This is a genomic window from Algoriphagus resistens (assembly GCF_001442615.1).
Taxonomy (GTDB): Bacteria; Bacteroidota; Bacteroidia; order Cytophagales; family Cyclobacteriaceae; genus Algoriphagus; species Algoriphagus resistens.
Genome location: NZ_LMXN01000006.1, coordinates 302,506 through 318,490, shown reverse-complemented (window position 1 = coordinate 318,490; position 15,985 = coordinate 302,506). Strand labels below are relative to the sequence as shown.

10 protein-coding genes are annotated in these 15,985 nt (G+C 43.4%); 2 read left to right on the top strand and 8 right to left on the bottom strand.

Going from position 1 to position 15,985, the window contains the following annotated elements:
• The first annotated feature begins 68 nt into the window (after nt 1-68).
• A complete protein-coding gene (locus AS141_RS13465) occupies nt 69-3,335 on the top strand; it encodes a S41 family peptidase (protein WP_057938173.1) in 3,267 nt (1,088 codons plus the stop codon).
• A 431-nt stretch (nt 3,336-3,766) separates the two neighbouring features.
• Entirely contained in the window at nt 3,767-9,136 is a 5,370-nt protein-coding gene (locus tag AS141_RS13460; protein ID WP_057938172.1) for a CHAT domain-containing protein, read from the top strand.
• Nucleotides 9,137-9,427: 291 nt separating this feature from the next.
• On the opposite strand, the gene AS141_RS13455 is transcribed toward AS141_RS13460, so the two are convergent.
• The 8 genes from AS141_RS13455 to AS141_RS27085 form a co-directional block, all read right to left on the bottom strand.
• Nucleotides 9,428-9,967, bottom strand: a complete 540-nt coding sequence (locus AS141_RS13455; RefSeq protein ID WP_057938171.1) for a GNAT family N-acetyltransferase — start codon at nt 9,965-9,967, stop codon at nt 9,428-9,430.
• A gap of 214 nt (nt 9,968-10,181) precedes the next feature.
• On the bottom strand, nt 10,182-11,150 hold the full coding sequence (locus AS141_RS13450; protein ID WP_057938170.1) for a transketolase family protein: 969 nt from the start codon (nt 11,148-11,150) through the stop codon (nt 10,182-10,184).
• A 36-nt stretch (nt 11,151-11,186) separates the two neighbouring features.
• Nucleotides 11,187-12,038, bottom strand: a complete 852-nt coding sequence (locus tag AS141_RS13445; protein ID WP_057938169.1) for a transketolase — start codon at nt 12,036-12,038, stop codon at nt 11,187-11,189.
• A gap of 11 nt (nt 12,039-12,049) precedes the next feature.
• Nucleotides 12,050-12,499, bottom strand: a complete 450-nt coding sequence (gene bcp / locus AS141_RS13440) for a thioredoxin-dependent thiol peroxidase (protein ID WP_057938168.1) — start codon at nt 12,497-12,499, stop codon at nt 12,050-12,052.
• A 25-nt stretch (nt 12,500-12,524) separates the two neighbouring features.
• Nucleotides 12,525-14,348 (bottom strand): M23 family metallopeptidase, encoded by a 1,824-nt coding sequence (locus tag AS141_RS13435; protein WP_057938167.1) that lies wholly within the window; start codon nt 14,346-14,348, stop codon nt 12,525-12,527.
• 37 nt (nt 14,349-14,385) lie between these two features.
• Nucleotides 14,386-14,997, bottom strand: coding sequence for a fumarylacetoacetate hydrolase family protein (locus AS141_RS13430; RefSeq protein WP_057938166.1), 612 nt, complete (start codon nt 14,995-14,997; stop codon nt 14,386-14,388).
• A gap of 8 nt (nt 14,998-15,005) precedes the next feature.
• Complete coding sequence (locus tag AS141_RS13425) at nt 15,006-15,689, bottom strand: DUF4377 domain-containing protein (RefSeq protein ID WP_057938165.1); 684 nt, start codon at nt 15,687-15,689, stop codon at nt 15,006-15,008.
• A gap of 207 nt (nt 15,690-15,896) precedes the next feature.
• Nucleotides 15,897-15,980 carry a hypothetical protein gene (locus tag AS141_RS27085; protein ID WP_232424917.1) on the bottom strand — a complete coding sequence of 28 codons (84 nt, stop codon included), beginning with the start codon at nt 15,978-15,980 and terminating at the stop codon, nt 15,897-15,899.
• Nucleotides 15,981-15,985: the final 5 nt, after the last annotated feature.

Here is a 15,985-nt window from a genome sequence, read left to right as displayed (position 1 = left end):
TCTGGGATTTCAACAGTTTTATTCTTAGTTTCTAACTTAACCGTATTGAATCCAATTATTAATTTACTATGAGAAAATTCATCTTAGGTTTGTCGATTTTGACAGCCCCTTTATTGAGCCAGGCGCAGACTGATGCCCGGCTGATGCAATTACCGGATGTGTCGGAGACACAGATTACTTTTACGTATGGAGATGATATCTGGGTAGTTCCAAAGCAGGGCGGAGTGGCCCAGCGGCTTACTTCGCCTGCCGGGGCAGAGATGTATCCGAGATTTTCTCCAGATGGTAAGCAGATTGCTTTTTCGGCCAACTACAATGGGAATTACGATGTCTATGTAATGCCTACTGCGGGAGGTGTTCCCACCCGCCTGACTTATCATGGAATGCCTGATTATGTGCAAGGCTGGACCCCAGATGGTAAATCGGTGCTTTTTACTTCTGGCCGAGAAAGTGGGAAAGAAAGATTTTCGCAGTTTTATACAATTTCAGTAAGTGGAGGACTTCCTGCTAAATTACCGGTACCCTATGGGGAATTCGCCTCTTATTCTCCAGACGGGAAGAGATTTGCTTATACTGACCGTAGCCGGGTAAATCGAAATTGGAAGCGCTATAGAGGGGGGACAGCGCCTGATATCCTGCTTTTTGACCTAACAGGATATAAAACGGAAAATATCACCAACAATACTGCAAATGATGAACTTCCAATGTGGATAGGAGATGCGGTTTTTTATATGTCGGACAATGGACCAGAGAAGCGCAATAATCTTTGGAAATATGATCTAAAAACTAAGCAGAACATCCAGTTAACTGAATTCAAGGATTTTGATATCACTTTTCCCTCCAATAGTGACAAAGAAATAGTCTTTGAAGCAGGAGGAAGCCTCTATCTGTATGATATTGTTTCTTTAGAGTCCAAACGCGTGGAAATAGAGATTATTTCCGACCAGAAGGCTATGATCCCTAAGATTGTCAGCGTTGAGTCTGACCTGATGTCGGCAAGTATTTCTCCTGACGGAAATCGCGTCATTGCCAATGCCCGGGGTGAGATTTTCAATTTACCGGCGAAAAACGGATTCGTGACCAACCTCACCAACACCTCAGGGGTAGCGGAGCGCTATCCGGAAATAGCCCCAGATGGGAAAAAGATAGCTTATTGGTCAGATGCCACGGGGGAATACCAACTCACCAGTAAAAGCCTGGAGGAAGGGGCCCAACCAAGAACACTCACCAAATTCAAAAACGGTTATGGATATAATATCCATTGGTCTCCGGATAGCAAAAAGATTGTGAGTGTCAATCAGGCTATGGAAATAATGCTTATAGATGCGGGCTCGGGTGAGGTAAAAATCATAGATAATGGAAAATTTATGTTTGAAGGCAACCTACAGGGGTTTGCAGTGAGTTGGTCACCGGATAGTAGATACATTTCTTATAGTCTTTCGAAAAGCAACCGTGCTACTTCAGCGCTTTATATTTTTGACACCCAATCGAACAAGGTTTCTCAGCTCACCTCTGGATTCTATGCTGACCAAACTCCTACGTTCAGCGAAGATGGAAAGTATCTTTTCTTCACGACCAACCGGAATTTTGATCCTCAATATTCTGATATCGACAATACATTCATCTACGCCAATACCACCGGGGTAGCTGTAGGTACTTTGAATCCGTCGGTCCCTTCACTGATTTCACTGAAAAACGATGAGATCAAAGTAGAAGAGAAATCTAAGGAGGAAGAAGATGAGGAGAAGAAGGCTGATAAGAAGGCTGATAAGAATGAGGATAAAGAGGAACCAAAGGAAGTGGCCTTTGAAACTTCTTCCTTCGAAAACAGAATTGAAATGCTGGAGATATCCAATGGAAACATAGGTGGACTGGCTTCCCTGGAAGGCAAACTTCTTTATGTTCGCCATCCAAATACCGGTTCGGGTGAAGATTCGAAGAGTAGTCTGGAATTGTTTGATCTGGAGGAGAAAGAATCCAAGACAGTGATTGAAGGAGTAGGTGGTTTTTCGCTTTCTGCGGACCGCAAGAAAGTGATGGTATACTCCAATGGAAAACTAGCCGTAATTGACCCTTCTCCAGATCAGAAGATCGAGGAGACTGTCCCGCTGGGGGATATGCAGATGACAGTAATTCCTGCTGAAGAGTGGAAGCAGATTTTCAATGATGTATGGAGATTTGAGCGTGATTATTTCTATGACCCCACTATGCATGGGGTGGACTGGGAGGAGATGCGAAGGCGTTATGGCGCTTTAGTTGCCCAGGCAGGTTCAAGGAGAGACGTGAATATCATTTTGGGAGATCTGATCGCTGAGCTGAACGCTTCCCATACGTACAATGGTGGAGGAGATCTGGACTCCGGACCAACTATGTCCGTCGGGTATCTGGGTGCCAACTTCAAATTAGAGAACGGTGCTTATAAAATTGAAAAGATAATTCAGGGCGCTCCCTGGGATGTAGAGGTTCGCTCTCCTCTTCTCAAACCTGGCGTGGACGTGAAAGAGGGAGATTATATTCTTGCAATCAATGGTCAGCCTATTGACACGGGTAAATCTATCTTCGCTGCATTGCAGGGACTTGCAGGCAAGACGGTACAGCTTACTGTGAACAGCTCGGCCTCAATGACAGGCGCGAAAACAGTATTAGTAGAACCTCTTGGCTCCGAAGCAAGACTACGGAACCTTGCTTGGATCAACGATTTCCGCACTCGGGTAGAAGAAGCTACCGATGGAAAAATAGGATATATATTTGTGCCCAGTACAGGAGTAGACGGCCAGAATGAGCTTTTTCGCCAATTCTATGGGCAGATAGAAAAAGAAGGGCTGATCATCGATGAGCGCTTTAACAACGGTGGCCAGATTCCGGACCGGTTCGTTGAACTGCTGGACCGAAAGCCTCTGGCTTTTTGGGCAGTGCGTGACGGACAAGACTGGGCTTGGCCTCCATCCGGAAATTTCGGTCCAAAAGTGATGCTGATTAATGGTTTTTCAGGTTCAGGGGGTGATGCCTTTCCTGATTACTTCCGAAAGCGCGAGATTGGCCCTTTAATCGGCACACGCACCTGGGGCGGTCTGATAGGTATTTCAGGTGCGCCCGGGTTGATAGACGGAGGTTCTGTGACTGTCCCGACCTTCAGAATGTATGATCCTGATGGGACTTGGTTTAAAGAAGGGCATGGAGTAGACCCGGATATCGAAGTGGTGGAAGACTTTGAAAGTCTGGCAAAAGGCACAGATGCCCAACTTGAAGCAGCGATCAAAGAAGTACTGCGTTTATTGAATAGCACTGATCGCTTTAAAGTACCGGAAAGACCGGCATACGAGAAAAGGAACTAAAGAAGGATGATCGTTAGATAGACCTCCTTTTTCTAACTGGTAAATACTGCAACAAACTAAACTAAGCTCCCTTTGGAATTCATATGCCAAAGGGAGCTTTTTTGATGGTCACTTAGTAGGGAGCGGTGGTTATACTAAAGCAGGAAATCAGTTGGTCATGATGTTTCATCAACTAATTATTGTTCCGTGTTTTTTGTAGTAAGCATCGGATTATTTGGTGTTTATGATTTATTTTTTAGCCAATAAATTTTACATTGTATAAAGTTTTCAGATTGAAATGACTTTATTTTTAGTCAGGTAGTTCAATCAGTTTTTGAAAACCAAAGATGATTTTTTCTCATCTCTAGCTTACCGATTGGGCTAAATACCTCACACGTATTGCCTCCTAGTATTGAAAGGATATTTTACTATTAACCTAATAATTTTTAGCTATGGCTATTTTGAAAATCAAGCTTAAAGGACAGGATCATTCTTCATTTCACATCGGGGATGACTCGGGATTTGAACTCTATCAACTGGATCAGGCCTACACGGTGGAAAGCCCTACCAGGGGAGATGTTCCGGAGCAAACGCTTGAACTTGATGATGACAAAATCATTGAGTTTCAATTTGAAGACAACACAGTATGGCTGGGAGATAGTGAGACAGTCACCGCACTTTTTCCGAAGGAAACCAAACGCTCTGCGGATGGTGATGAGCTCTACCTGCCAGATGAGCTGGAATCTGATGAACGGGATAGAGGAATATTCAAGAAGATAGGGATCAAGCTGGTTAAAATCTTCGTGAAAAAGAAAATCATTAAGCCCAAGATGAGGGAAATGGCCAGAAAACTAGAGGACAAACAACTGGCTTTCACCGGAGAAGATTTCAAAGCGGTTGAGTTTGGGGTATTGGCAGCTTGTTCCCCTGATATAGAACTCAGTACCCTGAGTTTTAAGGAGAACAGCGGTGAAGCGAATTTGGACGTTAAAAGCCGGTACTTACTGTTATTGCACGGAACAGCGTCTTCTACAGTAAGCTCCTTTGGTGATCTGAAGGAGTCCAACGAGTGGAAGGTTTTAATGGATAAATATACGAAGGGGCATTTGTTGGCCTATCAACATAGATCTCTTACCGCAAGCCCTTTACGGAATATTCTCCACTTGATCAAAGCGCTCCCTTCCGGGATAGAACTGGATCTGCTAAGCCAATCACGCGGTGGACTGTTGGCAGATTTATTGGCTAGATTTTCTACTGACAAAAGGGGATTTGATGAGCAGGAGCAGGCACTCTTGCAGAAGCATGAGAGGGAGGATGACCTGAACGCCATCAAAGAGATTGCAGATGCCCTTGAGGCAAAAGAGATCAAAATAAGGTCTATGGTTCGTGTAGCCAGCCCGGCCAATGGAACTACGCTGGCATCCAATCGCCTGAATATTTTTCTGAATGTCACGTTCAATCTGGTAGGCCTGGCGGTGGGTCATGTGGGGAATCCTATTTTTGTAATCTTCAAGGAATTTATAATGGAAGCGGTGGCCTGCAAAGATGATGTGGATGTCCTGCCCGGCCTGGAAGCGATGAACCCGAAATCGCCATTCATCAAAGCGATGAATTATCAGGCGTCTGCTATTGAAGTCAATTTTCCACTTTTTGTGGTGGGGGGAAGCAGTGAGCTGAGCCTAAGTTTCAAGACGCTCGTGGTGATATTGGGCAAGCTGTTCTTTATGAAGAGAAATGACCTGGTTGTGGATACGGAAAGTATGAAATGGGGAGCAAGACGTGCTCCGGGTAACGTTGCGGTATATATAGAGAAAAGCGGTACAATCAATCACTTCAAATATTTCTCCAATGCAGATACCTTGAAAGCAGTGCTTGCGGGGCTGTCGGCTGAAGTAGGGAGGATCCCTGAGAATTTTGATCTGAAATTAGTTGATTCGGAAAGGGGAATTCTAGGAATAGAGTCTGGTTGCTATAAACGTGATACAATAAGCAAAAGTCGCCCGATTCTCCTGTTGATTCCGGGAATCATGGGGTCTAATATAGGTGATCCGGGTAAAGCAGGGGCTAACGACGAACTGCTTTGGATTAATTATTGGCGTTTCCTGAAAGGGGAGTTGACTGGGCTCGCTTACCAAGGAGGATCCCCCGGGACACTTACTGCCCATTCTTTGATAAAAACTTCGTATGGAAAGCTGGGAGATCAATTGTCCAGGAGTTACGACATCGTTACTTTTCAGTTTGACTGGAGAATTCCTCTTAAGGAAACGGCCGAGGAGTTTAGGAATACGGTAGAAAAACTACTTGGATACAACCAGCCTATTAAAATAGTGGCCCACAGTATGGGAGGAGTTTTGGTACGTGATTTTATTGTTTATCACCCAGGTACCTGGCAAAAACTCAACACTTCGGCAGGGTTCAGGGCGGTGTTTTTGGGGTCCCCATTAGGAGGTTCTTATCGCATTCCCTATGTGCTGTTTGGTAAGGACAGTCTGATCAAGTTGTTGGGGAAAATAGATATCAGGCATTCTACCAAGCAGCTTTTGGAAGTATTCTGCAATTTTCCTGGAATTCTTAACCTGTTGCCGATGAGCAACAACAGTAAGCATGATTTCTCCGATAGAAAATTATGGGAGAAAATGCGGGCTGCCGCCGGAGATGTTTCCTGGCCAATTCCTTCGCAGGAAGTGCTGAATGAATTTGCAGCGCATCAGGAGAAAGTGCTCAACACTGTGGACAATATCGATTATTCAAATATCACCTACATCGCCGGACAAAGTGGAAAGAAAAGCTTTACCATCTCCAACCTGGCCATAGAAGATGGAGAATTGGTGTTTTATGCAACCAATGCGGGGGACGAAAGTGTCACCTGGGTTTCTGGCATTCCAAAGGATATCCATGACAAAAATCAAGTGTATTATGCCAATGTGACCCATGGTTCACTTTCTAAAGACACAAAACTATTTGCCGCTATTGAGGATTTGCTGAACTATGGAACTACCAAAAGGCTGCAAAACAGCCTTCCTAAGACCCGGGGAGAAGAAAAAGATTTTGTTCCATCAGAGACCGAGATCTTTGATATTAGCGAGGAAAAGGTCCTGCATACAATTTTGGGAATAGAAGAGGAAGAGGAAAAATGGCACGAAGAGAAACCTATTTTAGTAACTGTAAGCCATGGAGATCTGAAATATGCAAAATATCCTGTGCTTGCGGGACATTTTGAATTTGATGCAATCCTTACCACTGAGCTTGCGATTGACCGTCAACTGGATGGAGAACTGGCGAGATTACACGGCTTAGGTTTGTACCCAGGTCCTATAGGGAGCAATCAAATTGTTTTAAATGAAAATTTCACAAAATCATCTTTTAAGGGAGGATTGATTATAGGATTGGGTGTTCCTGGGGAACTATCAGGATTTGCTCTGATGAATTCCGTAGAAAAAGGCGTAGCCAGATATTTGACCATTAAAAAAGGAAATACAAAGGTTCAACTAGATGGGACGGGCGTTCCAACTTCAGGTATTTCAGTGATTGCTATAGCAAATGCTTATGGCGGACTTTCCACAGAGAGTTCTATTCGTGCGATTATTCTTGGCGTACAGAAAGCAAATAAAAATATCCAGTCAGCTTATAAAGGAAAGATAAAAGGCATAGAAGAGATAGAGATTATTGAAATATTCAATGATAAAGCCTTATCCATTTTGAAAACTATCAAGCGATTGGAGGTTGATGATAGCAAGGAGTTTAATGTAGCTTTCAAGGAGAAGGGGCTAAACTATAAACTGGGAAGACGCTGGAGAATCCCTTATGAGAATACTCAGGACTGGTGGACCAGAATAAGTGTAAGCCATGAATTAAAAATCAAAGATATAGAAGAAGTGGAGGAAGCAATTCGGATGTCTATTGCTTCAAACGGTGCGAGTGAGAAGGTGGAATTTATGCCGGCAAATGATAAAACTTTAGCACTCTTGCTTAAGAGAATGACATTGGAAAACCAATATTCTCCTGAGATAGCCAAAACTATGTTTGAGCTATTGATACCCTATGAGTTTAAAGAGGAAGTGAAGCGACTGAATAATGTGTCTTGGATATTAGATCTGGCATCAGCAGAATATCCTTGGGAAATGATTCAGGAAGATTTGGATGCAGTTCCGCTTTGTGTGCATACAGGCATGATCCGTCAGTTGACCACTATGCAATCCCGTAAAAAAATTGCGAGAGTAACGGAAAAATCAGCCTTAGTGGTTGGAGATCCTATTCTTGATAAGTTTTTTCCCCAGCTTCCAGGTGCCAAACGGGAAGCTGAGGCCGTCGTTGATATTCTTAAGAAAAACAACTATCAGATTCAGCGCTTAATCAGCAGCACTGCGTCCGATATTATTCTCAAGCTTTTTTCCAGAAATCATAAAATCATACATCTCGCTGGGCACGGAGTCTTCAAATATGGCCCCAATCGCGCTACGGGAATGGTAATCGGAAACGATACTTTCTTAACCCCAGCGCAGATTGCAGGGATGAGCTCCTCGGCGGAATTGGTTTTTGTGAACTGCTGCTACCTGGGACTGGTGGATAGGGGATCCGAAGAGAGAAGTCAGTATAGAAATAAATTTGCTGCAAACATTGGGACCCAGCTTATCAACAATGGCGCAAGAGCAGTAGTGGTGGCAGGATGGGCTGTGGATGATGCGGCTGCTTTGGAGTTTTCCAAACAGTTCTATGAGAATATGTTTGAAGGCTTGGGATTTGGAGAGGCTGTCAAGCGCGCCAGGAAAGTCATTTATAAGGAATATGGCCGTAGAACCAATACTTGGGGAGCTTTTCAATGTTACGGAGATCCCTTTTATAAGCTGTCCGAAGAAGGCGCTTGGAGCAGGAATGATGATGAGTTGCTGGTTTGCGAAGAAGTAGAAATTGAGTTGCAGAATACGCTTGAGTCTATGGGCTCCAATGAATATAACCATGATGGAGTACTGGACAGGCTTGATTCTGTTTTTGAGAAAATGAAAAGTAGAGCTATGCTCACGGACAATATCTACGAGCTATCAGCCAATATATATGCTGGCTTGCAGGAATATGAGAAATCATGTACTTGCTACGAACAATTACTGAAATCCAAAAAGTCAGCATTTACTATTAAAAGTTTTGAAAGGTATTGTAATACTCTTGCCAAGCTTTCTTTGCAGCAATATGGGTTGAAGAAAATCGGCCTGAAAGAAGCTGTCAAAAAGATTGATAAAGTCATCGTAGATCTTGAAGGATTAGCAAAGCATTTTGGCGAAAGTGCCGAAAGATGGAGTTTGATTGGCAGTGCAAACAAACGGAAAATGCATATTCTCCGGGATGCCCCGGTTGAAGATTTGATGAAAGCGCTATCAGAAGCTATCCATGCGTATAAGCAGGCAAGTCAGTTCTCTGACTATAATGATGCCTATCCGCTTACAAATTGGCTGACCCTTACCAGGCTACATCTTTTACTGCAGGACAAAAGTGGACTGAAGAATATTGATCTGGAGGCTAGGAAGGCAATTCAAAGAATCTATAATGAATTAGAAGGAAGTGAGTCAACCTCTGATGATTTTTGGAAAATGGCCCATTTTGCAAATATTATGTTAGCGCAATTCCTTATAGGGATTTCCGAGGCTAAAAAAGAAGATATCATTAATGAGTACCTTAAGCTATGGAAGCTGGCCGGTAATAAAGGCCAGAAGATAGCTGAACTGGAGCATTTTGAGATAATCAGTTCAGTTTTAGAGAAAATTAATTCTGAAGCTAAAATGAAAGCGGATTTTAATGAAATTAAGAAAAAACTGGAAGAAGCTCTTTAATAGGTGAAATCGAGCATGACTCAAGAGTCACACACTGGGATGATTATAATGCATGCGAGATTCCATATGGCCCTTAAAAGACAAATTATAATCATATGAAAAAGGTTTAGTTTGGTTGTGTTTGCCTTTGGTATGGTCATCAGAAAAACAGATGACCAATGAAGAAAATGGCATGCCTGCTATCAATGGATAAAGGGTGGGTTTAGCATACAGGCCATTTTCTAAAATACCTTATTCCAATGGTATTTGGAGAGCTGTAATGGCAGTCATTTGACCAATCTTACATGAAGATCAAGTTAAGGACTTTCTCAAAATCTGAATTCCACGGTATTTAGGGAGAAGCTTTTTGTAATCCAAATGATAGGTAAATAACCACTCAAACCCCATTTTTCTATAGAATTTCTGCGCTTGCAGCTGGGTGTCCATTACTTCGAGCCACATATAGTTGAGATTCCGCTCTCGTGCTACGGACTCTACCATTTTCATGATGCGGGCTGCGATCCCTTTACCTTGATATTCCTTGCTGATATAAATGCGGTGTAGCTTTAGGGAATTGGGAAAGTCAATCAACGCAGGGGATTCTGGATAGCTATACTTCAAAATCCCTATTTTCCACCCCTCATAAAGCACAAAATAATAATGGCTTTTAGGGTCTTCGAGGTCTTGGCGAAAAGCTTCAGGGTTATACATCTGCTCCAAGTACCATTCGCCTGTATCAGACCAAATATGCTGGTAAGAGGGAATGTAAATTTCACGCATCAACTCAAGCAACTCCGGTTGATCAGAGAAAGTGAGTTTCTGGATACTAATATCGTCAGTAAGCTTAATCATTGAAATAGGCGAGGGTGAGTGAGAATAAACGGCAATTTTGGATGAGAAATCTTTGTTGATTCTTACTCAAAGAAATGTATTTCAATTGTCTTGCCAAAATAAAAATGAGGAGATTTTTGATGTGTTTACATCAGGGTGATGAAAGTAAAATCCACAGCCATTAGATGGCTGTGGATTAAGTGGTTTAATGGACCTTCAGTAGAAGGGGATCTTATTATTTTCTAGCCAATACTTTCTTGGCAGCAGCTACGATATTGGCGGCATCAAGTCCGTATTTATCCAGTAACTGAGTAGGTGTCCCCGACTCGCCAAAGCTGTCATTTACACCTACATACTCCACTGGAGCAGGATTATGTCGGGCAAGTGTCTGAGCAACACTATCACCAAGACCGCCATTGTACTGATGTTCTTCGGCAGTCACTGCGCAGCCTGTTTTAGCAACAGAATCAAGGATTGCTTCCTGGTCCAGCGGCTTAATTGTATGGATATTGATCACCTCGGCAGAAATGCCTTCTGATCTAAGCATTGCTTCTGCCACTACAGCTTCCCACACCAAGTGCCCGGTAGCGAAGATAGTCACATCGGTGCCCTCGATCATTTTCCAGGCTTTCCCGATTTCAAACTTCTGGGCAGGATCAGTGAAAATAGGCCAGGATGGACGTCCAAACCTCAGGTAAACAGGTCCTTCGTAATCAGCGATCGCGATGGTAGCTGCTTTAGTCTGGTTATAATCACAAGGATTGATCACGGTCATGTGCGGAAGCATTTTCATCATGCCCACATCTTCCAGAATCTGGTGGGTAGCACCGTCTTCTCCCAGGGTCAAACCAGCGTGGGAGGCACAGATTTTCACGTTTTTGCCAGAATAGGCAATTGACTGACGTATCTGATCGTACACACGGCCTGTTGAGAAGTTGGCGAAAGTACCTGTGAAAGGGATCTTACCGTTGATGGTCATACCCGCGGCAATGCCCATCATATTTGCCTCAGCGATACCGGTCTGAAAGAATCTTTCAGGAAATTCCTTCTGGAACGCACCCATTTTCAATGAACCGATCAAATCCGCACAAAGTCCCACCACATTTGGATTTCTGCGTCCAGCCTCAAGGAAGCCGTCACCGAAGCCTGAGCGTGTATCTTTTTTTTCTGTATAGTTGAATTTTAAATCCAATGTCTTTTCCATGTTTTCTTTTCGTTGAATAGTCTAAAAATCCCCTGATCAATAATCGCCAAGAGTTTCCGGAAGTTGTCCTAAAGCTTCTGCGAGTTGCTCGTCACTTGGCGCTATGCCATGCCACTTGTGCGTACCCACCATGAAGTCAACGCCAAAGCCCATTTCTGTATGAAGTAGGTTCAATACAGGTTTTCCCTGACGACTCAGCCCTTTTGCTTTTTCAAGGCCTTCTACCACAGACTTCATGTCATTGCCCTGAAAGATATCATTTACTTCCCAGCCGAAAGATTCATATTTTGCTCTCAGATCGATCAAATTCATGATGTCCTTAGTTGCACCGTCGATCTGCTGTCTGTTAAGATCTATTGTAGCGATCAGATTGTCCACTTTCCAGTGTGCTGCATACATTGCAGCTTCCCAGATTTGGCCTTCTTCCTGCTCACCATCGCCCATCAGCACATACACGGTGCTTTTGTCGCCATCGATTTTCTTTGCCTGTGCCGCACCGATTGCCACAGATAATCCCTGTCCCAATGAACCTGAAGCGATTCTGATTCCTGGAAGCCCTTCCTCGGTCGCAGGGTGACCTTGAAGCCTGGAATTCAGCTTTCTGAACGTATTCATTTCCTCAGGGGAAAAATAGCCTGATCTGGAAAGCACCGAATACCATACCGGTGAAATATGGCCGTTGGAAAGGAAGAAGAGATCTTCGCCTTTTCCTTCCATATTGAAATTAGGATCGTGATTGAGCTGGTCAAAGTACAGAGCTGTAAAAAACTCAGTACACCCCAGTGATGCCCCCGGGTGCCCGGACTGGACAGCATGCACCATACGGAGGCAATCTCTACGTACCTGCGAGGCGATTTGCTCGAGTTGTTCTATTGATTTTTTTTCCATGTTTAATAGGTTTATTTGAGTATTTGAGCTGTATGATCTTTAGTGTTTACTTTTTCTATGATTTCGGAGATTATTCCCTCTTCATCTATTACAAAAGTGGTTCGGACGGTTCCCATGTAGGTTTTGCCAAACGTATTTTTTTCTTGCCAGGTGCCGTAGGCTTCATGGACTTTCAGGTCAGTATCAGCAATCAAAGAAAAAGGCAAGGCTTGCTTTTCTTTAAACTTCAAATGAGATTTCTCCGCATCTGAACTGATCCCAAAAACCACATAGCCTGCTTTCTGCAACTCTTCGTAGTTATCTCTCAGATTGCATGCCTGGGCAGTACATCCCGGTGTGGCATCTTTAGGGTAAAAATAGAGGACCACCTTTTTCCCTCGATAGTCGGAAAGCTTGATCGTTTCTCCTGTTTCAATATTCGCTTCAAAATCCGGGGCCATTTGGCCTTCTTTTAATTGCATATGCTAGTTGTTTAGGGCGCCTAATTTAACCAATCGTTCCTTTCCATTCAGCAGTATTGCCAGCTTTATCGGTAACTTTTAGCAAAACTTCTCCTTTGAACGGTTCATTTGTTAGTTTTTCGGACCAAATCACGGCTTGTTTGTATTCATACCTCATCAGTACCCATTTGCCATCTACAAAGGCTTCATAGCTGTCGATGCCGGAGAGCTCATCCCGGATTACAAAACGGATTTCCGATGAATTGACGCGGATAACCTTAATGGTGGGCTTGATGTCGTCTTGCAAAATGGAGATTTCCCCCAGGTATCTGGATCCGAAATCCAGGGTGTTCCCCTCCCATGTTCCTCCCAAAAAAGATTTAGCCCCACCCGAGGTATAATAAGCATGGGACCGTGCCTTGTTTCCGGAATAGTCAGGCAAATTCCAACGTATATTCATTGCATTCCAAAGAAATTCCCGGTTACTGTTCACATTCAAATGTGGGCTTACCGCAGATCCAGACTGCGAAACTCTCAGGAATAAATCATCCAGCACAGTTTCGTGGTTGAAATTCATTTGCAGGTTTCTCTCGGAATAGGAGATCTCTTTTCCCGCAGGAATAAGTGCATTGATCTCTGGGATCACCACCTCCGAGCAGATGTCAATTTCCTCAGGAATACCAAAATCCAAGTCCCAGAGATACGTACGGCTATCGGTATCCTGATAGGCGGGGAGCATTTCAAATTGATTTGCTCCCAGATAAAACTTTGCCAAGCCTCCTTTTGGTGTAACGGGAGCCTTGATTTTCAAAATGTTATTGATGTATTCCAAAGACGCTTTGGCCGGTGCAGTCCCATCATTTACCACGGTTTCCAAATCCTGGCCTTGTAGCGTAAAACTAACCTGTCGCTCATTTCCATAGGCGTCCCGTAACTTTAGCCTGAACGCTTTTTTTATGCCAGGTTCTAGTTGCAAGTGGCCAGTTGTGTCTGATTTAGGACTGATAAATTCAAACTTCAAGTTCTTCTGGTAATAAAGCCTGGTATAGCGATTTTGATAGGTATGCTGGAGAAATTGTCGGGAATAGTTGAAATTAACCTTATCCACGGTGAGGTTGAAAAGCGTCCCTTTTTCATCCAACAGTTCAAAAGTAGGAAAACCATTTCTATTGCTAGCTCCGTCGAGTTGATCGAAGCTTCGGATTTCTATACCTACTTTTCCAGTGATTTTGATATCATTTGGAAGGCGATAAGTTGATCCGCTTGCTACTGGAGTGACTTCTAGTCGGGCAAATTTCCCATTCACGCGGGAATCTATATCCAAGGGAACAATGGCTATGCTTTGGGGAACCGGAGGTGTATTATCGATGATTTCGGAGAATCCAAATAAGAGTGGATCCATCGCCCGGTCCAAGCTATCCCGGATCTCAAAATGCAGGTGTGGTCCTCCCGAACCCCCGGTATTTCCGCTATCGGCGATCCGTTGGCCCTGTTTTACGGGGATCTCTCCCTGCTCAAGATAGACTTCCAGTTCATTGGCTTTAGCAGCATACATTTTCTTGCGCATGTAGTCACTGAGCTCCTTATTGAAATTGCGCAAGTGACCGTAAAGCGTGATTTTACCATTTGGATGTTTTAGGTAGATAACATTTCCATAGCCAAATGAGGAGATTTTGATCCGGTGTACCCAGCCGTCTGCCGCTGCCAAAACAGGGACCCCTTCCTGACCCCCGGTTTTAAAATCCAAACCCGTATGGAAGTGATTGGGTCTCAATTCAGCAAAATTTCCCGATAGATAATTTCTGGTTCCTGGATTGATAGGGTTCTTGAAATAGCCTTTATCTACTACCTGGGCAGTTGACTCTAACATATTAATAAATCCAAGAAAAAGGAATGCGTAGCTTAACTTAGTTAACTTCAAAATCCAATAACTTTTCCGTACCTATAAATCCTTCCAATTTGTCCCCGATCTGTACAGGCCCCACGCCGGCAGGTGTGCCGGTGTAGATGAGGTCTCCTGTTTTTAGCATGAAAAATTGGGAAACATAGGCTATGATATCCCCAAAATCAAAAAGCATCAGTGACGTGTTGCCTTTTTGGCGGGTTTCTCCATTGATAGTCAGGTGAAAATCTATGTTTTTCTGATCTTCAAAATCTTCTACTGATTTGAACTTTCCAATGGGAGCAGCACCATTGAATCCCTTGGCTATTTCCCAAGGTAATCCCTTGGCCTTGCATTGATCCTGAAGGTCACGGGCAGTAAAATCTATCCCGATTCCTATCTCATCAAAATACCGGTGTGCAAATTGTTTCTGTATGTATTTTCCCTGCTTGGAAATTTTCAGCACCAACTCTGCTTCATGATGGATGTTCTGGGAAAAATCAGGATAGAAAAATGGAGCACCGTCTTTTAACAGCGCCGTATCGGGTTTAAGAAATACTACCGGATTTCCCGGGGTTTCATTTTTCAGTTCCTCAATATGTGCCGCGTAATTACGGCCAATGCAAATAATTTTCATAGGTAACCTTAATCTACAGCCTGGAAAACCATCAAGGTTTCCCCGCCTTCATTCAGAAAGTAAAGTTGGTTGTTTTCCAGTTTATATCCTCGTGTATCCAGCAGAGCTTTAGAGATTGCCTGCTCTGCAGCCATATCAGGGCAGGCCATCATCGTAGCTGCTCCGGATCCAAGCAGTAATTTTTCACCGTTGTTTTCCTTGATTTCGCCGCGGACAGAATTACATCCCATATTTCCGACATAGGTTCTTCTTGAGGCATCAAACTCAAATATCAATGCTTCTTTGTTTTTAAACCCGGTTGGATTTTCGATATCACCCACTTTTAAGAGTTTCCAGCTATTAGTCAACCGCAAGGCAGGATCCGGTTTTTTACTGAGGATTTCTACCAGTTCATAATTTTGAGAAGAAGCATCTGCAGGGAGGGGAATCTCTTTTTCTATGACCTTTACAGTGATCTGGTAGATATTTCCCGGCTCATAGTCAAAACCCTGGATAGCACTGTAGAAAAATTCCCAGCCTTTGGGATCGATCTCAGATCCTTTTTGTATTTGCAGACAGGACATGGGAGCAACCCCGGTACAGTCCATTTTAGCAGAATTGATCCACCAGGTTTGTGTGGTTTTATCAGCTTGCTTCTCGCAGGCTATTACCCCAAATAGGGTACTGATAAGTAGAAATAGGATAATTTTCATCTTTTTATACTAGTTTTTCAAATGCTATATGGAATCTCGCATGCATTATAATCATCCCGGTGTGTGTCGTTTTCGACATGCTCGATTTCATCACTTCAGGTTACTTGACTGTGGCTAGTGCTTTTCCACTATGCTTTGGATTTCTTTTTTCAATTCAGGTAGCTCTCGTATTATTATCGTCCAAATAACCTCGTCAGAAATGCTATCCTATTCGTGAGCAATTCTATTTCGAGTCCCAATTATCTTTTGTGCGTTGTTTATCTTAAAATCGGAGTCTTTATGTTTAACTATTCGGT

What these genes read in the sequence shown, in the direction of transcription:
- AS141_RS13425 (WP_057938165.1), bottom strand. Translation starts at nt 15,689, where the DNA reads ATGAAAATTATCCTATTTCTACTTATCAGTACCCTATTTGGGGTAATA.
- AS141_RS13445 (WP_057938169.1), bottom strand. Translation starts at nt 12,038, where the DNA reads ATGGAAAAAAAATCAATAGAACAACTCGAGCAAATCGCCTCGCAGGTA.
- AS141_RS13435 (WP_057938167.1), bottom strand. Translation starts at nt 14,348, where the DNA reads ATGTTAGAGTCAACTGCCCAGGTAGTAGATAAAGGCTATTTCAAGAAC.
- AS141_RS13430 (WP_057938166.1), bottom strand. Translation starts at nt 14,997, where the DNA reads ATGAAAATTATTTGCATTGGCCGTAATTACGCGGCACATATTGAGGAA.
- AS141_RS13455 (WP_057938171.1), bottom strand. Translation starts at nt 9,967, where the DNA reads ATGATTAAGCTTACTGACGATATTAGTATCCAGAAACTCACTTTCTCT.
- bcp (WP_057938168.1), bottom strand. Translation starts at nt 12,499, where the DNA reads ATGCAATTAAAAGAAGGCCAAATGGCCCCGGATTTTGAAGCGAATATT.
- AS141_RS13450 (WP_057938170.1), bottom strand. Translation starts at nt 11,150, where the DNA reads ATGGAAAAGACATTGGATTTAAAATTCAACTATACAGAAAAAAAAGAT.
- AS141_RS13460 (WP_057938172.1), top strand. Translation starts at nt 3,767, where the DNA reads ATGGCTATTTTGAAAATCAAGCTTAAAGGACAGGATCATTCTTCATTT.
- AS141_RS13465 (WP_057938173.1), top strand. Translation starts at nt 69, where the DNA reads ATGAGAAAATTCATCTTAGGTTTGTCGATTTTGACAGCCCCTTTATTG.